This window comes from Clostridium sp. AM54-37XD, assembly GCF_003478225.1.
Lineage (GTDB): Bacteria > Bacillota > Clostridia > Lachnospirales > Lachnospiraceae > Coprococcus > Coprococcus ammoniilyticus.
This window is the reverse complement of record NZ_QUEV01000002.1, coordinates 132,858-149,012: the sequence shown is the minus strand read 5'-3', so window position 1 is coordinate 149,012 and position 16,155 is coordinate 132,858. Positions and strand designations below refer to the sequence as shown.

The window sequence follows — 16,155 nt, the reverse complement described above, 5'->3', positions numbered from 1 at the left end:
CTCACTTTCTCTTTGGCGGCTTTGGTCCCATGAACTGATAGAAATATGATTTGATCATACCATTGTAGATCTTACGATTCTTATCCGCCTTTCTTCCTATATATTTCTCCGCCTCACTGTATGACGTGATCAGGAACATCGACCAGTCATCCAGCCGTCTGAAGCTTTCCCCGATTGTCTTATATAATTCAGGAAGATCCTCCCGATCCTCGAGACGTTCACCATATGGCGGATTCGTGATGATAAAGCCATATTTTTTCGGATGCCTGAGATCCTTTACATCTCTCTGTTGGAAATGGATATGTTCATCCACTCCCGCTGCTCTGGCATTCTCCATCGCACACTTCACCATTTCATTATCCAGATCGTAGCCCTGAATATTCATCTTCACATCATGGTCGATCATGTCATTTGCTTCATCGATCGCATTGTACCACATCTTCTTATCTCCGACCTTCGCCCACTCGGAAGCCAGGAAATCCCGGTCGATGCCCGGTGCGATCCTTGCTCCGATCATAGCAGCCTCGATTGGAAATGTTCCGCTTCCACAGAATGGGTCGACCAGTACACGATCCTTGTTCCACGGTGTCAGCATGATCAGTGCCGATGCCAGGGTTTCTGATATCGGGGCCTTACCAACCAGTTTTCTGTAGCCACGTTTATGAAGAGATACTCCTGATGTATCTAACCCTATTGTAACAATATCCTTAAATATAAATACACGAACCGGATATTCTGCTCCATCCTCTGTGAACCATGATACATGGTAGGTCTGTTTCATACGCTCTACCATAGCTTTCTTCACGATAGACTGGATATCAGATGGACTAAACAACGCACTCTTGTTTGATGTAGCCTTGGATACCCAGAATTTTGCATCACGGGTCAGATACCGCTCCCATGGAATACTCTTGGTTCCTTCAAATAATTCATCAAATGTTACAGCCTTAAAGCTTCCGCACTTGATCATGATACGTTCAGCTGTACGAATAAACATATTTGCTCTTGCAACCGCATCTTCTTCTCCTGCAAATGTAATTCTTCCGTCTTCTACCTGAACGATCTCATATCCAAGATCCAGGATTTCTTTTTTCAATACTGACTCCAATCCAAAATGACATGGAGCGATCAATTCGATTCTGCTCATATGCTTCCTTTCAATCACAAGTGCCAGATTCAGACATTTCTGTCCAAATCCAGCACTCCTTTTCTCTTATATCTTTGTTCCTGATTTTATTTTCTGCGTTTATTTATAACAACGATTCCGGCAAGCCCCAGTGAAATGATCATACCTGCAACTGCTGTCTTCATAGCAAAATCATCTCCTGTCTTTACTCCGGTGTTCTTCTGGTCATCCGGCTTATCGGCATCTGTTTTCTCTGTTGTTTGGTCCTCCGTTGATACAACTTCTTCGGATTCTGTTGTCACATCTTCCGTTTCATCCTGAGTATCATCCGTTGACTCTGTCGTTACATCTTCCGTTGTATCATCGGTACGATCTTCTGTCGTAGTTGTAGCTTCCGTTGTATCCTCTGTCGTTGCATCTGTAGAAGCTTCCGTTGTCACATCTTCTGTTGTCACATTTTCTGTTGTTCCACCATCCGGGACAGACATTTTAACCGTTACTTTTGTTGCTCCCGATGCATAATAATTTGCTGTTTCCTTATATCTGACGTAATAATCACCGGCAGAAATGCCTGTGATCGTATTTGCTGTGATCGGCTTCCATACATTCTGGTCAACAGAATATTCCATGGATACATCAACATTTTTAATGGAACCGTCCTTTTTCCCTTTTGCACTTTCATTTTCTGTCGTAAGACCGGTTGGTGCTGTCTGTGGTGCTTTATCGATCGTATAATTTTTTACGGTTTCTCCGTGATAAGTCTTACCCTTTGCTGTTATTTTTACGATTGCTGTTCCTGCATTGATATTATCTGTAAATGTACAGGTATAATCCGTTCCTTCTGTCAGATCTCTTCCATCGTATGTGACAGTCACTGTTGGCTCTTTTGCTTTTCCATCATATACATAAGAAGTCGGGGCAATGGATACAGAAACTGTCGCATCTGTCAGCCGGCGATAACGAAGCTCTACGCTTCTCGCCTTTGTGCCTGTTTCATCTAATATCGTATTATAGGAATTCGGCTGTCCATCCAATGTGTATCCGGCCGGAAGAAATTCCTCAATACCGCCCACAGCTTCATCTAATGAAAGCAACCCATAATTGCTTAGTCCGCTTGGCGAATTTGTAATCTTATAAACAGATGTCTGATCCATCTGCAACTTTTCAAGCCACCATTCTGTAAATGCTGCACCATCATGTTGCTGTTCTATATTACTGTTTACCAGTTTAATGCCACCCTTTGCATACCATCCAAGCTGCGTAAGATCTGCTCTCACATTTTCAAATGTTAATGTATGTTCATTCCCTGTCGCTGCATTCCTGATATAGCCACTATATTCTCCATTTTCTATCACAAGCGAGCCCATGATATCGAAATGAACAGCCTTTAACTCCTTCTTATTCAGATCAATCGTAAGATTCTTATTCCCCGCATCAATATATGTTGATGTACTCTCACAATTATATAGAAGCTTCAGTATATCACCGTTTCCGGCAGCCGCCGCTGCATCTTCCAGTTTAGAATAAGTGCCCTTTGCTGTTCCACTTGCATCCTCTACCTCGATGCATTCTACCGGATCATTACAATCCACACAGGCTCCATCCTTCACCTGTGAATGTTCACATGCCGCCTGTGTCTCTGCCAGTCCATTTGCCCCTGCAAATGCTGCTACTGCAAAAAAACCTGCCGCAATGATCGTTCCTAAAATTCTTTTTCTCATTTACCCTATATCCTTTCTTTTCTAAAAAAATAAGTACCTCCGGAATATCCTGTGATACCCGCCAATTACCCTGTCCATATTATACATACTTCCCCCTGCCACCACAAGTAAATTAAACAAAAAAATCCCGGTCATGCACTTCCTTAACAGGTTCTGTCATGTCCGGGATCGATCTATTCTGTTATTCTCATTTTCAAACCACATTTTCTTCTCTTTCATAATGGCTAGTTACACCCTCTGTCAGCGGTTTTTCGTCAATGCTCCTTTATACTGTACGATTCCCCCAACGGTATTGATCACCTTATATCCTGCCTGCGATAGCAGTCTCGCTGCCAATGCACTGCCGCCTCCATACTGACAATATGTGAGCAGTACTTTATTTTTAGGAAGATTATAATTACCATACTGGATATCCGACAATGGTACATTGACTGCCATCGGTATGTGTCCTCTCAGGAATTCTTCTTCGGTACGAACGTCCACGATCACCCCGCCATAGCGGACTGCTTCCTGCATGATATCGCGAACCGGTATGTTGTGAAATCTCATCATTTCACCCCCTGGCAAATGTTCCTGCTATATGGATTCCTATATATTCATCATATGTATCTTCCATCAAAACGTGCGGCATATTCAGCGTTTCTGCCACAATTCCCGTCTTATTTCTGCCCTTGTCCATTGTACCCTGTCATGCCATAATCCGTACCAGTGCCATTCGACGTATAACTCTGAGAATAATTCTGTGATCCGGGATTCTCCTGCTGCCGATATGGATTCACTCCAGTTTGCGGATATGTTACATTTCCCATGTAGCCGCCATTTTGCATATATGCTCTATTCACAATATAACCGTTTTGAGGGTTATAACCAGTATTTTGCATGTACTCCATATTAGTCGGATATGCGCTGCCTCGATTATAATCATCCTTTACCTCATACCCGGAATTTGTGCCGTAGGCTGATTGACCTGCATTGGCATTCATCCCCTGTGTATAACCACCATTGTATGGGTTGTAATTTGTATTCTGCATATATCCTCCGGCCTGACCATATGCATCACCACCCGGATAGCCCGGATAACCCGCCCGGTAATCCGGTTGATCTGGATAATAATATCCTCTGCCCGGTCTGCGAAAATCCATCCGGTACATCCCATAATCTGCAGTCTCCGGTCTGCCGTCAATTCTGCGGTCATGCGCTGAACAGTAAAAGATCAGAAAAATTGAAAGTACATACATCACTCCAAGGATCAGGAATACCCATGCCTCCGAAATATATCCATACGATGCCGCCATCACAAGATAGTCATATAAGCCATGAATAAATACCGGCACGATATATGCCCATGCCATAAATCCGATCATACCCGCACGGTCACCTGCATATGCCGCTTCTCTGCCCTTCGCATAAAGTGCACCCATGATAACACCTACCGTACAATGAAGTGGAATAGCGGTAAATGCCCTGAGTATGCCCGTTCCGATTCCGCCGGAAGCAACATATAAGATATTTTCCAATATAGCAAAGCCAAGCGATGCACAGACCATATAAATAACTCCATCATAGCTGTGCTGAAATTCTCTGCTTTTCCATGTAGTGCAGACCGTTACCAGATATTTTCCAAGCTCCTCCACAATTCCGATCACCAGAAAGCAGAGCACCAACAGCATCGTCTGATGATCCGTATCTGTCTGTGCAACGATTAACTGCCCGATAAATTCTGCAATCGCTGCCGGAATGATCGTACCTGCACCAAGTGCCAGAAGCAATACCATTAATTTGACCGGCGGCTTCTCTTTCCGGTCTCTCATATATATAAAGCCAAGCAGGACCAATGCCGGCAAGACTGCTATTATGATCAGTATTCGACTCATATGACCTCCCATAATCCTGATCCGATGACTGTAATCACAACCATCGAATCTTTTCAACATAATATGACTTGTTTAAAATTATACCACCCAGCAATGAAAAACTCTACTTACAGGTCTTATTTTACATATAAAATATGGGAGACGCAAAGCTTACGTCTCCCATAGCATTTATTCATATTTTTTTGAGGAAAATATATGACAATAATTATTTTACATTGAAGGCTTTCATACCCGGATATACGGCTGAAGCACCAAGCTCTTCTTCAATTCTTAAGAGCTGGTTGTACTTAGCTACACGCTCGGATCTGGATGGTGCGCCGGTCTTGATCTGGCAGGTATTTAAAGCAACTGCAAGATCTGCAATCGTTGTATCTGCCGTCTCACCGGATCTGTGCGATGAGATAGCTGTGTATCCGGCCTTGTGAGCCATCTTGATTGCTTCCAATGTCTCTGATACAGAACCGATCTGGTTTAACTTGATCAGGATACTGTTACCACAGCCAAGCTCGATACCCTTTGCAAGTCTCTCTGTATTTGTAACGAAAAGGTCGTCACCAACTAACTGTACCTTATCGCCAAGCTCTGCTGTAAGCTTCTTCCAGCCTTCCCAGTCTTCTTCGTCCAGACCATCTTCGATGGAGATGATCGGGTACTTCTCAACCAGTCTCTTCCAGTGAGCGATCAACTCTTCTGATGTATATACTGTACCAGCCTTTGGCAGCTTGTACTCGCCAACCGTGCCTGTCTTCCACTCGGATGAAGCTGCATCCATCGCAATCTTGAAGTCCTTGCCCGGCTCATATCCGGCTTTCTTTACTGCCTCAAGAATTGTCTCGATTGCTTCTTCGTCGGATGCAAGTGCAGGTGCAAATCCACCTTCATCACCAACAGACGTAGCAAGTCCTCTTTCTTTTAAGATGGCCTGAAGTGCATGGAATACTTCTGCACACCATCTGAGACACTCTTTGAATGAAGGAGCACCAACCGGCATGATCATAAATTCCTGAACATCCAGACCGGATGATAATGCATGGCATCCACCATTGATAATATTCATCATAGGAACCGGAAGTCTGTTGCCGCTTACACCGCCTAAGAAACGATATAAAGGTACATCCAGTGAAATAGCTGCTGCTCTTGCTGCTGCAATTGATACAGCAAGGATTGCATTTGCACCAAGATTTGACTTGTCCTTTGTTCCGTCTGCCTTGATCATTGCCTGGTCAACAGCATATGTATCTGATGCATCCATTCCAACTAACATATCATTGATCGTTGTATTGATATTCTCTACTGCCTTTTGGACGCCCTTGCCGCCAAAACGGTTCTTGTCGCCATCACGAAGCTCCAATGCTTCAAACTCACCTGTTGATGCACCACTTGGAGCTGCGCCACGTCCAACTGTACCATCTGCAAGAATAACTTCTGCTTCTACTGTAGGATTTCCTCTGGAGTCGATAATTTCTCTTCCGATTACTTTTTCGATTTCTAAATAATTCATCATGCTTTGATCCTTCTTTCTGGTGACAGCTTCTGTCCCGGATCCGTCATTGCATCCGGGTGCATACCCTGTTTTCAGCAGTCAGGGATGCATATAGAATGGAGTCACACGATTTATTCACAAGATTTTTGGTTAGTTTCTGCTAACTATTTATAAAAATACCATGCAGAAGCCTTTTCCGTCAACAAAAAACGGTCGAATTTATTGAGAATTTCTATCACATTTTTCGCTTGATTTTTACAGGATCAGACCGTATAATGCACCCATGAGTTAGATGTGTCTAACCAGTAGATTGAATGATTTACAGAGTTACGGTGCATACTAAAATTTGATATGCAACGTTGCTTTGATGCGAGCGTACCAGCACTGCATATAGCTTTAGGTTTTTTGAATATTGCAGAATATTTGTCGGAATCGATGCAAAAAGGAGTTTGTGATTATGTTTGAAGAATATTTGATCACACATTGTTCGCCTACATTGGCGTCCTTAAAACCTGCCAGCCTGTTTCTTTATCGTTTTTCTTCCGAAGAAGAATTATACGAAAGTGTGGCTGTCTGGGATGCACAATTTCAGAAAAAAGGAATCCGCATAACGATCCTGCGGGAAAATACTGACACTGCTCTGATCTATGTCTACAGACCGGAAGCCATGATCCGTGAACTGTCAAGACCGGAGATCAATGTCTTTCTTTTGAACATCGGATATCCGTCCGGCACGGTCGACCAGCTACTCGCCGAGCTACGTATAAGGCTTCAGGCATCAACGGAATTTCCTCATGAGATCGGTGTATTTCTCGGTTATCCGTTACAGGATGTTCTTGGATTTATCAAGAACCACGGAAGCAACTGTAAGGGCATGGGAGACTGGAAGGTATATGGTGATCTGGGTGAGGCTCAGAAAACATTTGCAAAATTTAAAAAATGCCGGGAGATCTATGCAGATCTCTGGCATCAGGGACGAACGATCTGGCAGCTGACAGTTGCTGTATAAGTATTTAGAAAATTGCATCCGCATAGTAAAATAATTATTTATGCAAACGACGTTCACATAACAAAAATGAATATAGGAGATTTCTGCATATATTTCCAATGCAGAGATCTCTAAATATAAAATACATGAATTATAAGGAGGAACCTACTATGAGTAAGGTTGCAGTTGTATATTGGAGTGGCACAGGTAATACAGCATTAATGGCACAGGCTGTTGCAGAAGGTGCCAAAGCAAAAGGTGCAGAATGTGATCTTTTAACATCCGCAGAATTTACTGCAGATATGGTAGATAACTATGATGCGATCGCATTTGGCTGCCCTGCTATGGGTGCTGAAGTCTTAGAAGAAAGCGAGTTTGAGCCAATGTTCGCTGAATGTGAACCGGCATTAAACGGTAAGAAGATCGCCATCTTCGGTTCATATGGCTGGGGAAGCGGCGAATGGATGGATACATGGGAAGCTCAGTGCCAGGCTGACGGTGCTGTATTTGCAGCAGCTCCACTGATCTGCCATGAAACACCGGATGAAGCAGGTCTTGCTGATTGTACTGCACTTGGCGAAGCACTTGTTTAATAAATAATAATACACATCTCTAAACACAACCAAAATACAGGAATCTGCCATGTGGCAGTCCTTCCGCTTGTACATTATCGTACAATCCAACAAATGCTCTGGCAAACCACACCTCTGCCAGAGCATTTATTATATTTATAGTTTCTGTTTTTATATGTTCTATTTCTGACTCTTCTTTAATGTTGCAACAACCTTGCCTTTTACATTGATGATCTTTACAGTTCCATCTTCATAACTTGCTTTTTGATTGCTTTCTGCAAACATAATATATCCCGGACATGCTGCCAGAACATGTACCTTCTTCTTGGATGACTGGTAGATCCTTTTCTTGGAAGTTCTGCCCGTACTCTTTCCATAATAAGAATCTCCAAATTTATAAATGGAATTTGAGCTTTTTCCATTTTTGATCAAAGTACCATACTGATATCCTCTTACAGTCAGGCTCTCATTAAACTGCATATCATCAAAAGCTCTGACAAATGCATTGCAAACCGTTTGATTTCCTGCCGGGTATTTCTTTTTATGCTTATATTTTGTGTCAACGGAATAGGATTCTGTCATATACGGAAATACACTGTAGAAATATTTGCCCTTATAATAGAATACCTTTCCATTTGCATCATCTTTTACCCTCATGTGACGCTTCTTATCAGTTCCGTCCAGTTTCATAGAACATAAACCGGAATGACCATAATAAAGTCGGTTGTTTTTCATAAAACCAAGTCTTCCATTTTACAGATCTGTTTTGGCTTTGAACTTCCATCAGCCTTGATCTTATAGATACTCATCTGGCTGTCCTGATAAAGGTTGTAATACAGATATCCTTTGTGTACCAAAACTCCACTGACACCATCACTCTCTACAACATACTTTGCAGTCTGTTTTTTCATATTATACGCAAGTACACCCTTTGAGGTTTCTATGTAGAGATAGTCACCTGCATGATACAGTTTTCTCGCTGATACATGCTTTACGGTTGATGCTGCTTCCAGTTCCGCCGTCTGCTCCGTCTCAACGTCTGTTGCTGCCAGACTTACATTGGAACCTGTCACATTCATTACTCCACACAGTACAAATGCGATCATTGCCAATACTACTTTTTTTAAATGTCTTTTCATTCATTTTCCTCCTGATTTTTTATTCCTTCCTTCTGCAGATTTTGCAGATACCTGTATTATATCACTGCATATAAAAAATAAATATATAAATTTGTCATGCATGACAGTTTATCCGTCATGGTCTGCATTGTCCATATAAAAAACATCTGCTGATCCATAAACTATATAAAGTCCATACATCAGCAGATGCTTTGTTTTCTTTCACTATATTATATCGTAAGACTTTCTTTATATACAGATCTTGTATTTATATCGCTCCATGCTCCCGCAGCAGTTTCTCGACATCGGTTCCTTCTACCGCCTTTAAAAGCTCTTTCATCGCGATCTTTTCTTTCAGACCAAGCTTCATATCTGTGATCTTTCTTCCATCCCGGATCGCCACTGTCGCATTTAACAGGTCGCGGACATCATAGACACTGCCCCAGACCTCCGGCACACCACGATCGATATTCAACAAAGTATATACTGCTTCCATACCTGTCCGGATCGAATACTCGGTTGTAAATATCGTATCTCTTGCTGTCTCGGCAAACTGTCCAAGGAATGCAAAATTGACCGCTCCCTCCGGTACGACATCCGGACGGTCGCCCTTCTCACGCGGCATGAAAAATGCGTGATATATGGCATCATAACCGGCACCGTATTTGCGCTGTGTTCGGCAAGCTCCGGTATTTCCTCCTCCGGTACCCCGATATGATAGAGCCATTCCTCGCAGATCTCCTTACCGGTGCATTCCCGCATGGTCTTCTTTACATAATCACCCGGTTTATTCGAGAATAAGCCATATACCCATACAAGCACCTGTCCCTTTGGCTGATTACGGAACTGCGGCTGACGATTGATCGTCCAGGAAAGCAGCCATTCGGAATCTCTCGCAGTCACAATACCACCTGTAACTACCTTGCCTGAGAGCGGATCTCTCTTACAGATCTTCTTAATATACGGGAGAATCTTTTCATCTAATGTCGTCACCGTTGCGCTCATCCAGTTTGACTGCTCCGGATCGTAGCAGAATTTGTCCGGATGTCCAAAGGATGGATCCTGTGCTGCGATCTTCCTCCACATATCCCATCCGCCACCCTCACGGATCTCGGTCTTGAATTCAGCCGGTTTGTTCTGACTTCCGTATGAAGAATTCTCCACGCAGCCGCCATTTGTGATAAATACCAGATCATTCTCGGTCAGATCGATCGCATCTGCTTCACCGTCACGGATAATATCAATCTTCTTTGCCAGCTTTCTTCCTGCTTCGATCTCGAATTCCACATTTATAACCTTGGTATTATAATGGAACACCACACCGAATGATTCCAGATATTTTACCATCGGAAGAATCATGGACTCATACTGGTTATATTTGGTAAAACGAAGTGCCGTGAAATCCGGCAGTCCTCCGACATGATGGATAAAACGCTTAATATAGAGCTTCATCTCAAGTGCAGAATGCCAGTTCTCAAATGCAAACATCGTCCGCCAGTACATCCAGAAATTAGAATTAAGCACTTCTTCATCAAAATACTCATCGATCCGTTTATTATATAATTCTTCATCCGGGGTAAAGAACAGCTTCATGATCTCCATTGCACCCTTATCGGACAATCCGAACTTCTTATCGGTATGTGCATCCTGCCCCCGATTCTCAGTTGCCCGACACAAAGAATAGTTTGGATCTGCCTTATTCAGCCAGTAATACTCATCCAGTACACTGACACCCTCTGTCTCGATGGACGGAATCGAACGGAACAGATCCCACATACACTCAAAATGGTTATCCATCTCACGTCCGCCACGCATAACATAGCCGATATCGCTGTACTGATAACCATCACATGCACCGCCCGGAATCGGGTCTTTCTCCAGAATGTGCACATGCGAGCCTTTCATCTGTCCATCTCTTACCAGAAAACAGGCTGCCGCCAATGCACCAAGTCCCGAACCTATAATATATGCCGATTTCTGATCCACACCCGCCGGCTTCTTCGGTCTGGCAAATGCTTCATAATTTCCACTTGTGTAATACATACGAATTACCTCCAATCTATACAGCCTGCCCGCAAACAGACCGGTTATCTCAAAAACTGTCTTTATTATAAGATTCCCCGTTTTTGCCCTCAATAAACAAAAAAAGTACCGTGATAAAAATATATTCACGGTACTTGTTCTGTCTAAAATTTTATCATTTCCCCTGTTTTGATGGGATAACCGGTCTGAAAAATAAGACACATTGTTTTTTCAATGTATCTGTCAGCTCTCTGTTTTTTTGTGAAAGGCATCCGTCCGAAATGCTTCCAGTGCTCTGGTAATATTATCATGCATCACCAGTCCCATCTTATCCACGATCACATGTGGATCCTGCTTCATGCCATTCTCAATCCATTCAAGCAACACACCGACAAAGGAGCATTTGTAAAAATCAGCAATGAACTTCTTATCTTCATCCCGCACCTGCATATTCTTCGCCTTATCTTCGATGACCTTGATCATCAGATCATACGTCAGACTGTACAGATATTTTTCTACCTGATCTCTGCTGATCGAATGATATGCATTCATCATAAATGTCTTATTCTCGCTCACCGCTTCAAAGATACGAAGGAAGCCTTCCTGCCAGGTATCATAGGTTTTATTCTCACCCAGTATCCTCGTTGCATCCTCCACACACACCCACTCTACCAGATCATAGATATCTTTAAAATGGTAGTAAAATGTCATCCGGTTAATACCACAATCTTCTGTAATATCGGTTATTGTGATCTTGTCAAGCGGTTTCTTTGTAAGAAGCTTCTTCAGTGATGCTTCCAACGCACGTTTCGTTATCTGAGACATTTCCTTGTAACCTCCGCGTCTATTGTTCATCAGAAAAAAAGTTATCCTTACTATACCATACCCACCAGAATTTTGTAAAATTAAAAATAAGCTAATGGCATGAGAAAATTCCTCATGCCATCATCTTATATTTTACACGCAAAATTCTGGTCTGGATGTGGTATATCATACAAAAAACGGCCGGTCAACTGTAACATACAGAGACCGGTCAAACGAAAAAACAATCTATATCATTCAGGGTGTGAAAAAAGCCCTACAGAAGGAACTGTTTCATATGATGTTACAAACAGATAAAACCGCCATGTAACATGCTTTTATGCAAGGACTACATTATCGGAAGCTTCTATTTCTGCTTTCTTTGCATCCTCCCTGATCTCAACAAATGCTGTATTGTCGAGAGCCTCTTCTGCAATACTTACACAGTTTTCTGCGATACGGTTGATGTTGTCAAGTGTGTATAATCAATGTAAAATTTTATTCTTTTTTATATCAGTCAACCTATATTGTAAAATGCTTTTACAAATATCTTCCTAACTCCTGCTTCCATATTTCTTCCAATTGTTCCAGCGAAAATGCTGCATTTGCCGGACTTGTTGATGGAAGTGTAATCATCGGAAGCCTGATATGTTCCGCCTGATATTTTTTATATAATCTGCCGGCAGTCTTTCCATTTGTAAAAACTGCCCGGATCGATGTATGTGCTACAATGCTTTTAATATCTGCAGGAACAACATTTCGGATACTGCTGTCACTGGAACCGATGATCTCACAAGCCCGGATCACATCATAGACCGCCACATGACCGGCAAGCAGCATCCGTTTTTTCTCTTCTATCGTCAAGGGTTCCGGTACACCAAGTACAGCTGCCACTACCTTCCAAAAACGGTTTCTCGGATGTCCGTAGTAGAAGCCCTGCTCTCTGGATTTCACCGATGGCAGACTGCCAAGAACCAGCACCTGTGATTCTTCATTATATACCGGAGCAATTTCATGCTCTACATACTGATATTCTGACATTTTTATTTCCTTTCAAATAAAGAATTGCCTGCAAATCTTACACATCCAAACGGAATTACAAAATAATTAACTTCCACTCCGTAAAATATGCATCCGCAAAAATGACTTGTTTTCTGTTTCAAATAACCTTTGTATTTGAACGGTCATTTCCTGCATATAAATCATTTTTCACTTTATATTTTTATATGATTTCTCCATCTAAGATCTTTATTCCAAATCTCTCCATATCCACCCGTCCATCGACAACTGTAACTCCATCTGCCGTCAATCGATCTGCCTGTACATTCTTTCCGCCAAATGCAAATGCCCCGGATAATTCACCCTTTGCATTTACCACACGAAAGCAGGGAATGTGCTCCGGATCCGGATTCTTATGAAGCGCATTTCCTACCGCACGCGCCATCTTCTTATCTCCGGCAAGCTCCGCGATCTGACCATAGGTTGCAACCTTTCCGGCTGGAATCTTTTTCACAGCCTCATAAATTCTCTTTGACGGACTGGTTGTAACCAGATCATAACTCTCTGCGATCATCCGTTTCACATCCTGATCCGGAATGCTTCCATCCAGAATGATCGTATTCCAATGCTCCTTATTCTGATGCCAGCCCGGTATCACCGAGTCAAACGCACTCCGCCAGAAATCCCGCCATTCCGGATCGACCTTTACGTTCAGATTAATATATCCGTCTCTCTCATATGTCCACAGAAATACCTTCTTGCTTCCTTTCACACGCACCAGTTGCCAGTTCGGATCATGAAATGGCGCCTGCTGATATGTATCAGGAAAAGACAGTCCATATGCCAATGCTTCTTCCCTTGTTGTCATTTATTTTCCTCCAACCTGCTTTACATAGTCTGCGATCATCTCTGCTGTCTTATCCACGCCCAGACGGACCGCATCCATACACAGGTCATAATTTTCTGCATAGCCCCATTCTTCTCCGGTATAATATCTGTGATAGCCACGCCGCTTCTCATCCGTCTTTTCTACCAGAGCCATTGCCTTTCGATCTGAAATCTTATGCTTTTCCGCGATATGTTGAGCCCGTAACCTCTTGTCCCCACATAAAAATACGCGAATCGCATTCTGATCCTCCCGATAAGCATAGTTTGAGGCTCTTCCTATGATAATGAAGCTTTCTTTTCCAAACAATGCTGCCAGCGCCTTCTTCGGCGTATCATACTGATTTGAACAGAAATCATCGGCGACAGAACTGATCATCGCATTTACCGGCTGTTCCCCAAAATACATCGGATATTTCTCATAAATCTTTTTTTCTTTTGCAAGTGCGATCAGTTCAGGCTTTGTATAAAACGGAATCCCTAACAGCTCTGATAATTTTCTTCCGATCTCATCTCCCGCACATCCACACTGTCTTCCAAGTGTTACGATCATACGCTCTTACCTCCTTCTTATATATTATCTCTACTCATCTACAATGCAAGCATCTGGCTGATCAGATGATAATGCCCGTCTACCGCCGCTTTCATGGATACTTCATCACGTTCCAATACACTATTATAGATCTGCTTGTGATAATTAAGCAAGTTTGCCTTTTCTTTTATATTCACACGACGCAGCACCAGATCGATCCATTCCCGGTAAACGATCATAACCGCCTCCATGATCATTGAAAACAGTTCATTCTCTGTCGCCCGGATCAGCAGTTCATGAAATTCCTTATCCACGCTAACCAGTTCGGAACCATCCGCCTGCTCCATCCTTGCCAGATTATCCTCCAGAAGCACCTGACACTCAAATGGTATTCCTTTCTCGATCAGCATACTGCATACAGACTTTTCCATTGTACAACGGAACTCACAGACCTCGGATTTCGTGATACTGCCAAGTGCCAGCATCATCATAAGCATTTGACGGATCGACTCTCCGGCATTTTTTGATATATAATTTCCCGATCCCTGTACGCGTTCGATCATTCCCATGCCATGCAGGATACTGAGTGCCTCTCTGGTCGAATTTCTTCCGATTCCCAACGTCTCCGCTATCGTACGTTCGGTCGGAAGCTTGCTTCCGATCTGCAAGGTTCCGTCCTGCATCAGGCTGTAAATATATTGAATTGCTTTTTCATATTCTGATGTAGCATGTTGTTTTTCCATACCCGTCTCCCTGACTATCAATAAATTTCGTTATTTCTATATTTTGATATCTGCTACCAGCGGATACCCGCCTATGAGACTATCAACTAACTTCATTATTTCTATATCCGATCTGTAAATTCGAAATAAATCCTTGCATTTTATAAGCAGCATATATATTTACATAAAATGCGCAAATAACGACGAAAGCACAACCGTAAGAATACCGGAAACCGCAATCGCCAGACTGCTCATTGCCCCCTCCACTTCACCGATCTCGATCGCCTTTGCTGTTCCGATCGCATGAGATGCAGAGCCAAATGCCAGCCCTTTAGATATCGGTTCGGTGATTCGAAAAATCTTGCACACTAATTCACCAAATATATTTCCAAGAACACCCGTTACGATAATAACCGCAACCGTAATCGTTACATATCCACCCAGTTCTTCTGAAACACCCATACCGATCGCAGTCGTGATAGACTTCGGAAGCATCGTTACATACTCCTCATGTGTAAGTTCCATGATCTTTGACAATACAAACACCGTACAAAGACTTGTCACCACACCGGCAACAAGACCTGCCATAACCGCCTTACAGTTATGCTTCAGCAGTTCCCACTGTTCATAGAGTGGGATCGCCAGGCATACAGTTGCAGGGGTCAACAGCCAGCTTAAATATTTGGCGCCTTCATTATAAGTATCATAATCCACCTTGCTCACAACCAGTACCAGGATGGTAACTACAATCGAGATCAGTAACGGATTAAATATTCCCAGTTTGAATTTTTTCTTTAATATTGACCCGATCAAATATGAGATCAGGCTAAGTGTAACTCCCGCAAACAGGGAGTTTTCAAAAAAATCATGCATCCTCTTGTTCCTCTTTCTTCCTGTCTTTTCTGATGATCCACTGTGACAGTCTGCCTGTCATCGCCATAACCGTAATGATCGTAACGACCGTGATCACACATACCGGAATCAGCACCGGCTTCAGCGTTCCCCAGCTAACCATCAGACCAACACCGGCAGGAATGAACATCAATGGCATGATCTCAATTAAGAATTTTCCTGTCTCCTTCACTGCTTCTAACTTAATCCAACCCGTCATCAGGCATACAAATAAAATCGCCATTCCATAGATGCTTGCAGGAATCGGCAACGGTAATACATATTTGAGCAGTTCCCCGATAAATGAAATTGCAAGAATGATTAAAAATTGTCTAATATACTTCATTCAAATATCCTCTCTACATTTTTTATCCTTTTTCGTTTGAACTATACTTTTTCATATAAAAGAAATTGGTAGCAC

General features: G+C 42.6%; 17 protein-coding genes and 1 pseudogene. 2 read left to right on the top strand and 16 right to left on the bottom strand.

All coding sequences use genetic code 11. The annotated features are described in order from the left end of the window. Position 1 precedes the first annotated feature (1 nt). The 6 genes from DXA07_RS02380 to eno form a co-directional block, all read right to left on the bottom strand. On the bottom strand, positions 2 to 1,147 hold the full coding sequence (locus tag DXA07_RS02380) for a class I SAM-dependent RNA methyltransferase (protein ID WP_118483243.1): 1,146 nt from the start codon (positions 1,145 to 1,147) through the stop codon (positions 2 to 4). A gap of 86 nt (positions 1,148 to 1,233) precedes the next feature. Next, on the bottom strand, positions 1,234 to 2,847 hold the full coding sequence (locus tag DXA07_RS02375) for a hypothetical protein (RefSeq protein ID WP_118483241.1): 1,614 nt from the start codon (positions 2,845 to 2,847) through the stop codon (positions 1,234 to 1,236). Positions 2,848 to 3,087: 240 nt separating this feature from the next. Beyond that, the gene (locus DXA07_RS02370; protein ID WP_021943660.1) at positions 3,088 to 3,396 is read right to left on the bottom strand and encodes a rhodanese-like domain-containing protein; all 309 of its coding nucleotides are present in this window, start codon (positions 3,394 to 3,396) and stop codon (positions 3,088 to 3,090) included. A gap of 4 nt (positions 3,397 to 3,400) precedes the next feature. Next, positions 3,401 to 3,526: a hypothetical protein gene (locus DXA07_RS13665; protein WP_284467255.1), complete on the bottom strand. Its 126-nt coding sequence runs from the start codon at positions 3,524 to 3,526 to the stop codon at positions 3,401 to 3,403. Further along, positions 3,507 to 4,721, bottom strand: coding sequence for a PrsW family glutamic-type intramembrane protease (locus DXA07_RS02365; RefSeq protein ID WP_182427489.1), 1,215 nt, complete (start codon positions 4,719 to 4,721; stop codon positions 3,507 to 3,509). Before DXA07_RS02365 ends, DXA07_RS13665 begins: the two co-directional genes overlap by 20 nt. A 205-nt stretch (positions 4,722 to 4,926) precedes the next feature. Beyond that, on the bottom strand, positions 4,927 to 6,222 hold the full coding sequence (eno, locus tag DXA07_RS02360) for a phosphopyruvate hydratase (protein WP_117808345.1): 1,296 nt from the start codon (positions 6,220 to 6,222) through the stop codon (positions 4,927 to 4,929). Between the two features lie 439 nt (positions 6,223 to 6,661). Here eno and DXA07_RS02355 point away from each other — a divergent pair, with 439 nt between their 5' ends. Together DXA07_RS02355 and DXA07_RS02350 are read left to right on the top strand one after the other, a co-directional pair. Further along, a complete protein-coding gene (locus DXA07_RS02355) occupies positions 6,662 to 7,213 on the top strand; it encodes a DUF3793 family protein (protein ID WP_117808187.1) in 552 nt (183 codons plus the stop codon). A gap of 149 nt (positions 7,214 to 7,362) precedes the next feature. Then, entirely contained in the window at positions 7,363 to 7,785 is a 423-nt protein-coding gene (locus DXA07_RS02350) for a flavodoxin (RefSeq protein ID WP_021943657.1), read from the top strand. 159 nt (positions 7,786 to 7,944) lie between these two features. Here DXA07_RS02350 and DXA07_RS02345 read toward each other — a convergent pair whose 3' ends face one another. From DXA07_RS02345 to DXA07_RS02300, 10 genes and pseudogenes are all read right to left on the bottom strand, one after another. Then, entirely contained in the window at positions 7,945 to 8,499 is a 555-nt protein-coding gene (locus DXA07_RS02345; RefSeq protein WP_118483238.1) for a hypothetical protein, read from the bottom strand. Further along, on the bottom strand, positions 8,496 to 8,903 hold the full coding sequence (locus DXA07_RS02340; RefSeq protein WP_118483236.1) for a hypothetical protein: 408 nt from the start codon (positions 8,901 to 8,903) through the stop codon (positions 8,496 to 8,498). The genes DXA07_RS02345 and DXA07_RS02340 overlap by 4 nt, the downstream gene beginning before the upstream one ends. 247 nt (positions 8,904 to 9,150) lie before the next feature. After that, a pseudogene (locus DXA07_RS02335) lies at positions 9,151 to 10,925 on the bottom strand (oleate hydratase). 222 nt (positions 10,926 to 11,147) lie between these two features. After that, positions 11,148 to 11,729, bottom strand: coding sequence for a TetR-like C-terminal domain-containing protein (locus DXA07_RS02330; protein WP_165853015.1), 582 nt, complete (start codon positions 11,727 to 11,729; stop codon positions 11,148 to 11,150). A 516-nt stretch (positions 11,730 to 12,245) separates the two neighbouring features. Next, positions 12,246 to 12,746 carry a DNA-deoxyinosine glycosylase gene (locus tag DXA07_RS02325; protein ID WP_118483234.1) on the bottom strand — a complete coding sequence of 167 codons (501 nt, stop codon included), beginning with the start codon at positions 12,744 to 12,746 and terminating at the stop codon, positions 12,246 to 12,248. Positions 12,747 to 12,927: 181 nt separating this feature from the next. Beyond that, positions 12,928 to 13,572, bottom strand: coding sequence for a methylated-DNA--[protein]-cysteine S-methyltransferase (locus tag DXA07_RS02320; RefSeq protein ID WP_117822273.1), 645 nt, complete (start codon positions 13,570 to 13,572; stop codon positions 12,928 to 12,930). Beyond that, the gene (locus tag DXA07_RS02315) at positions 13,573 to 14,142 is read right to left on the bottom strand and encodes a cytidylate kinase-like family protein (RefSeq protein ID WP_118483232.1); all 570 of its coding nucleotides are present in this window, start codon (positions 14,140 to 14,142) and stop codon (positions 13,573 to 13,575) included. Positions 14,143 to 14,180: 38 nt separating this feature from the next. Continuing rightward, the gene (locus DXA07_RS02310) at positions 14,181 to 14,864 is read right to left on the bottom strand and encodes a GntR family transcriptional regulator (protein WP_118483230.1); all 684 of its coding nucleotides are present in this window, start codon (positions 14,862 to 14,864) and stop codon (positions 14,181 to 14,183) included. Positions 14,865 to 15,023: 159 nt separating this feature from the next. Then, on the bottom strand, positions 15,024 to 15,716 hold the full coding sequence (locus tag DXA07_RS02305; RefSeq protein ID WP_118483228.1) for an LrgB family protein: 693 nt from the start codon (positions 15,714 to 15,716) through the stop codon (positions 15,024 to 15,026). After that, entirely contained in the window at positions 15,709 to 16,080 is a 372-nt protein-coding gene (locus DXA07_RS02300) for a CidA/LrgA family protein (RefSeq protein ID WP_008402058.1), read from the bottom strand. The genes DXA07_RS02305 and DXA07_RS02300 overlap by 8 nt, the downstream gene beginning before the upstream one ends. Positions 16,081 to 16,155: the final 75 nt, after the last annotated feature.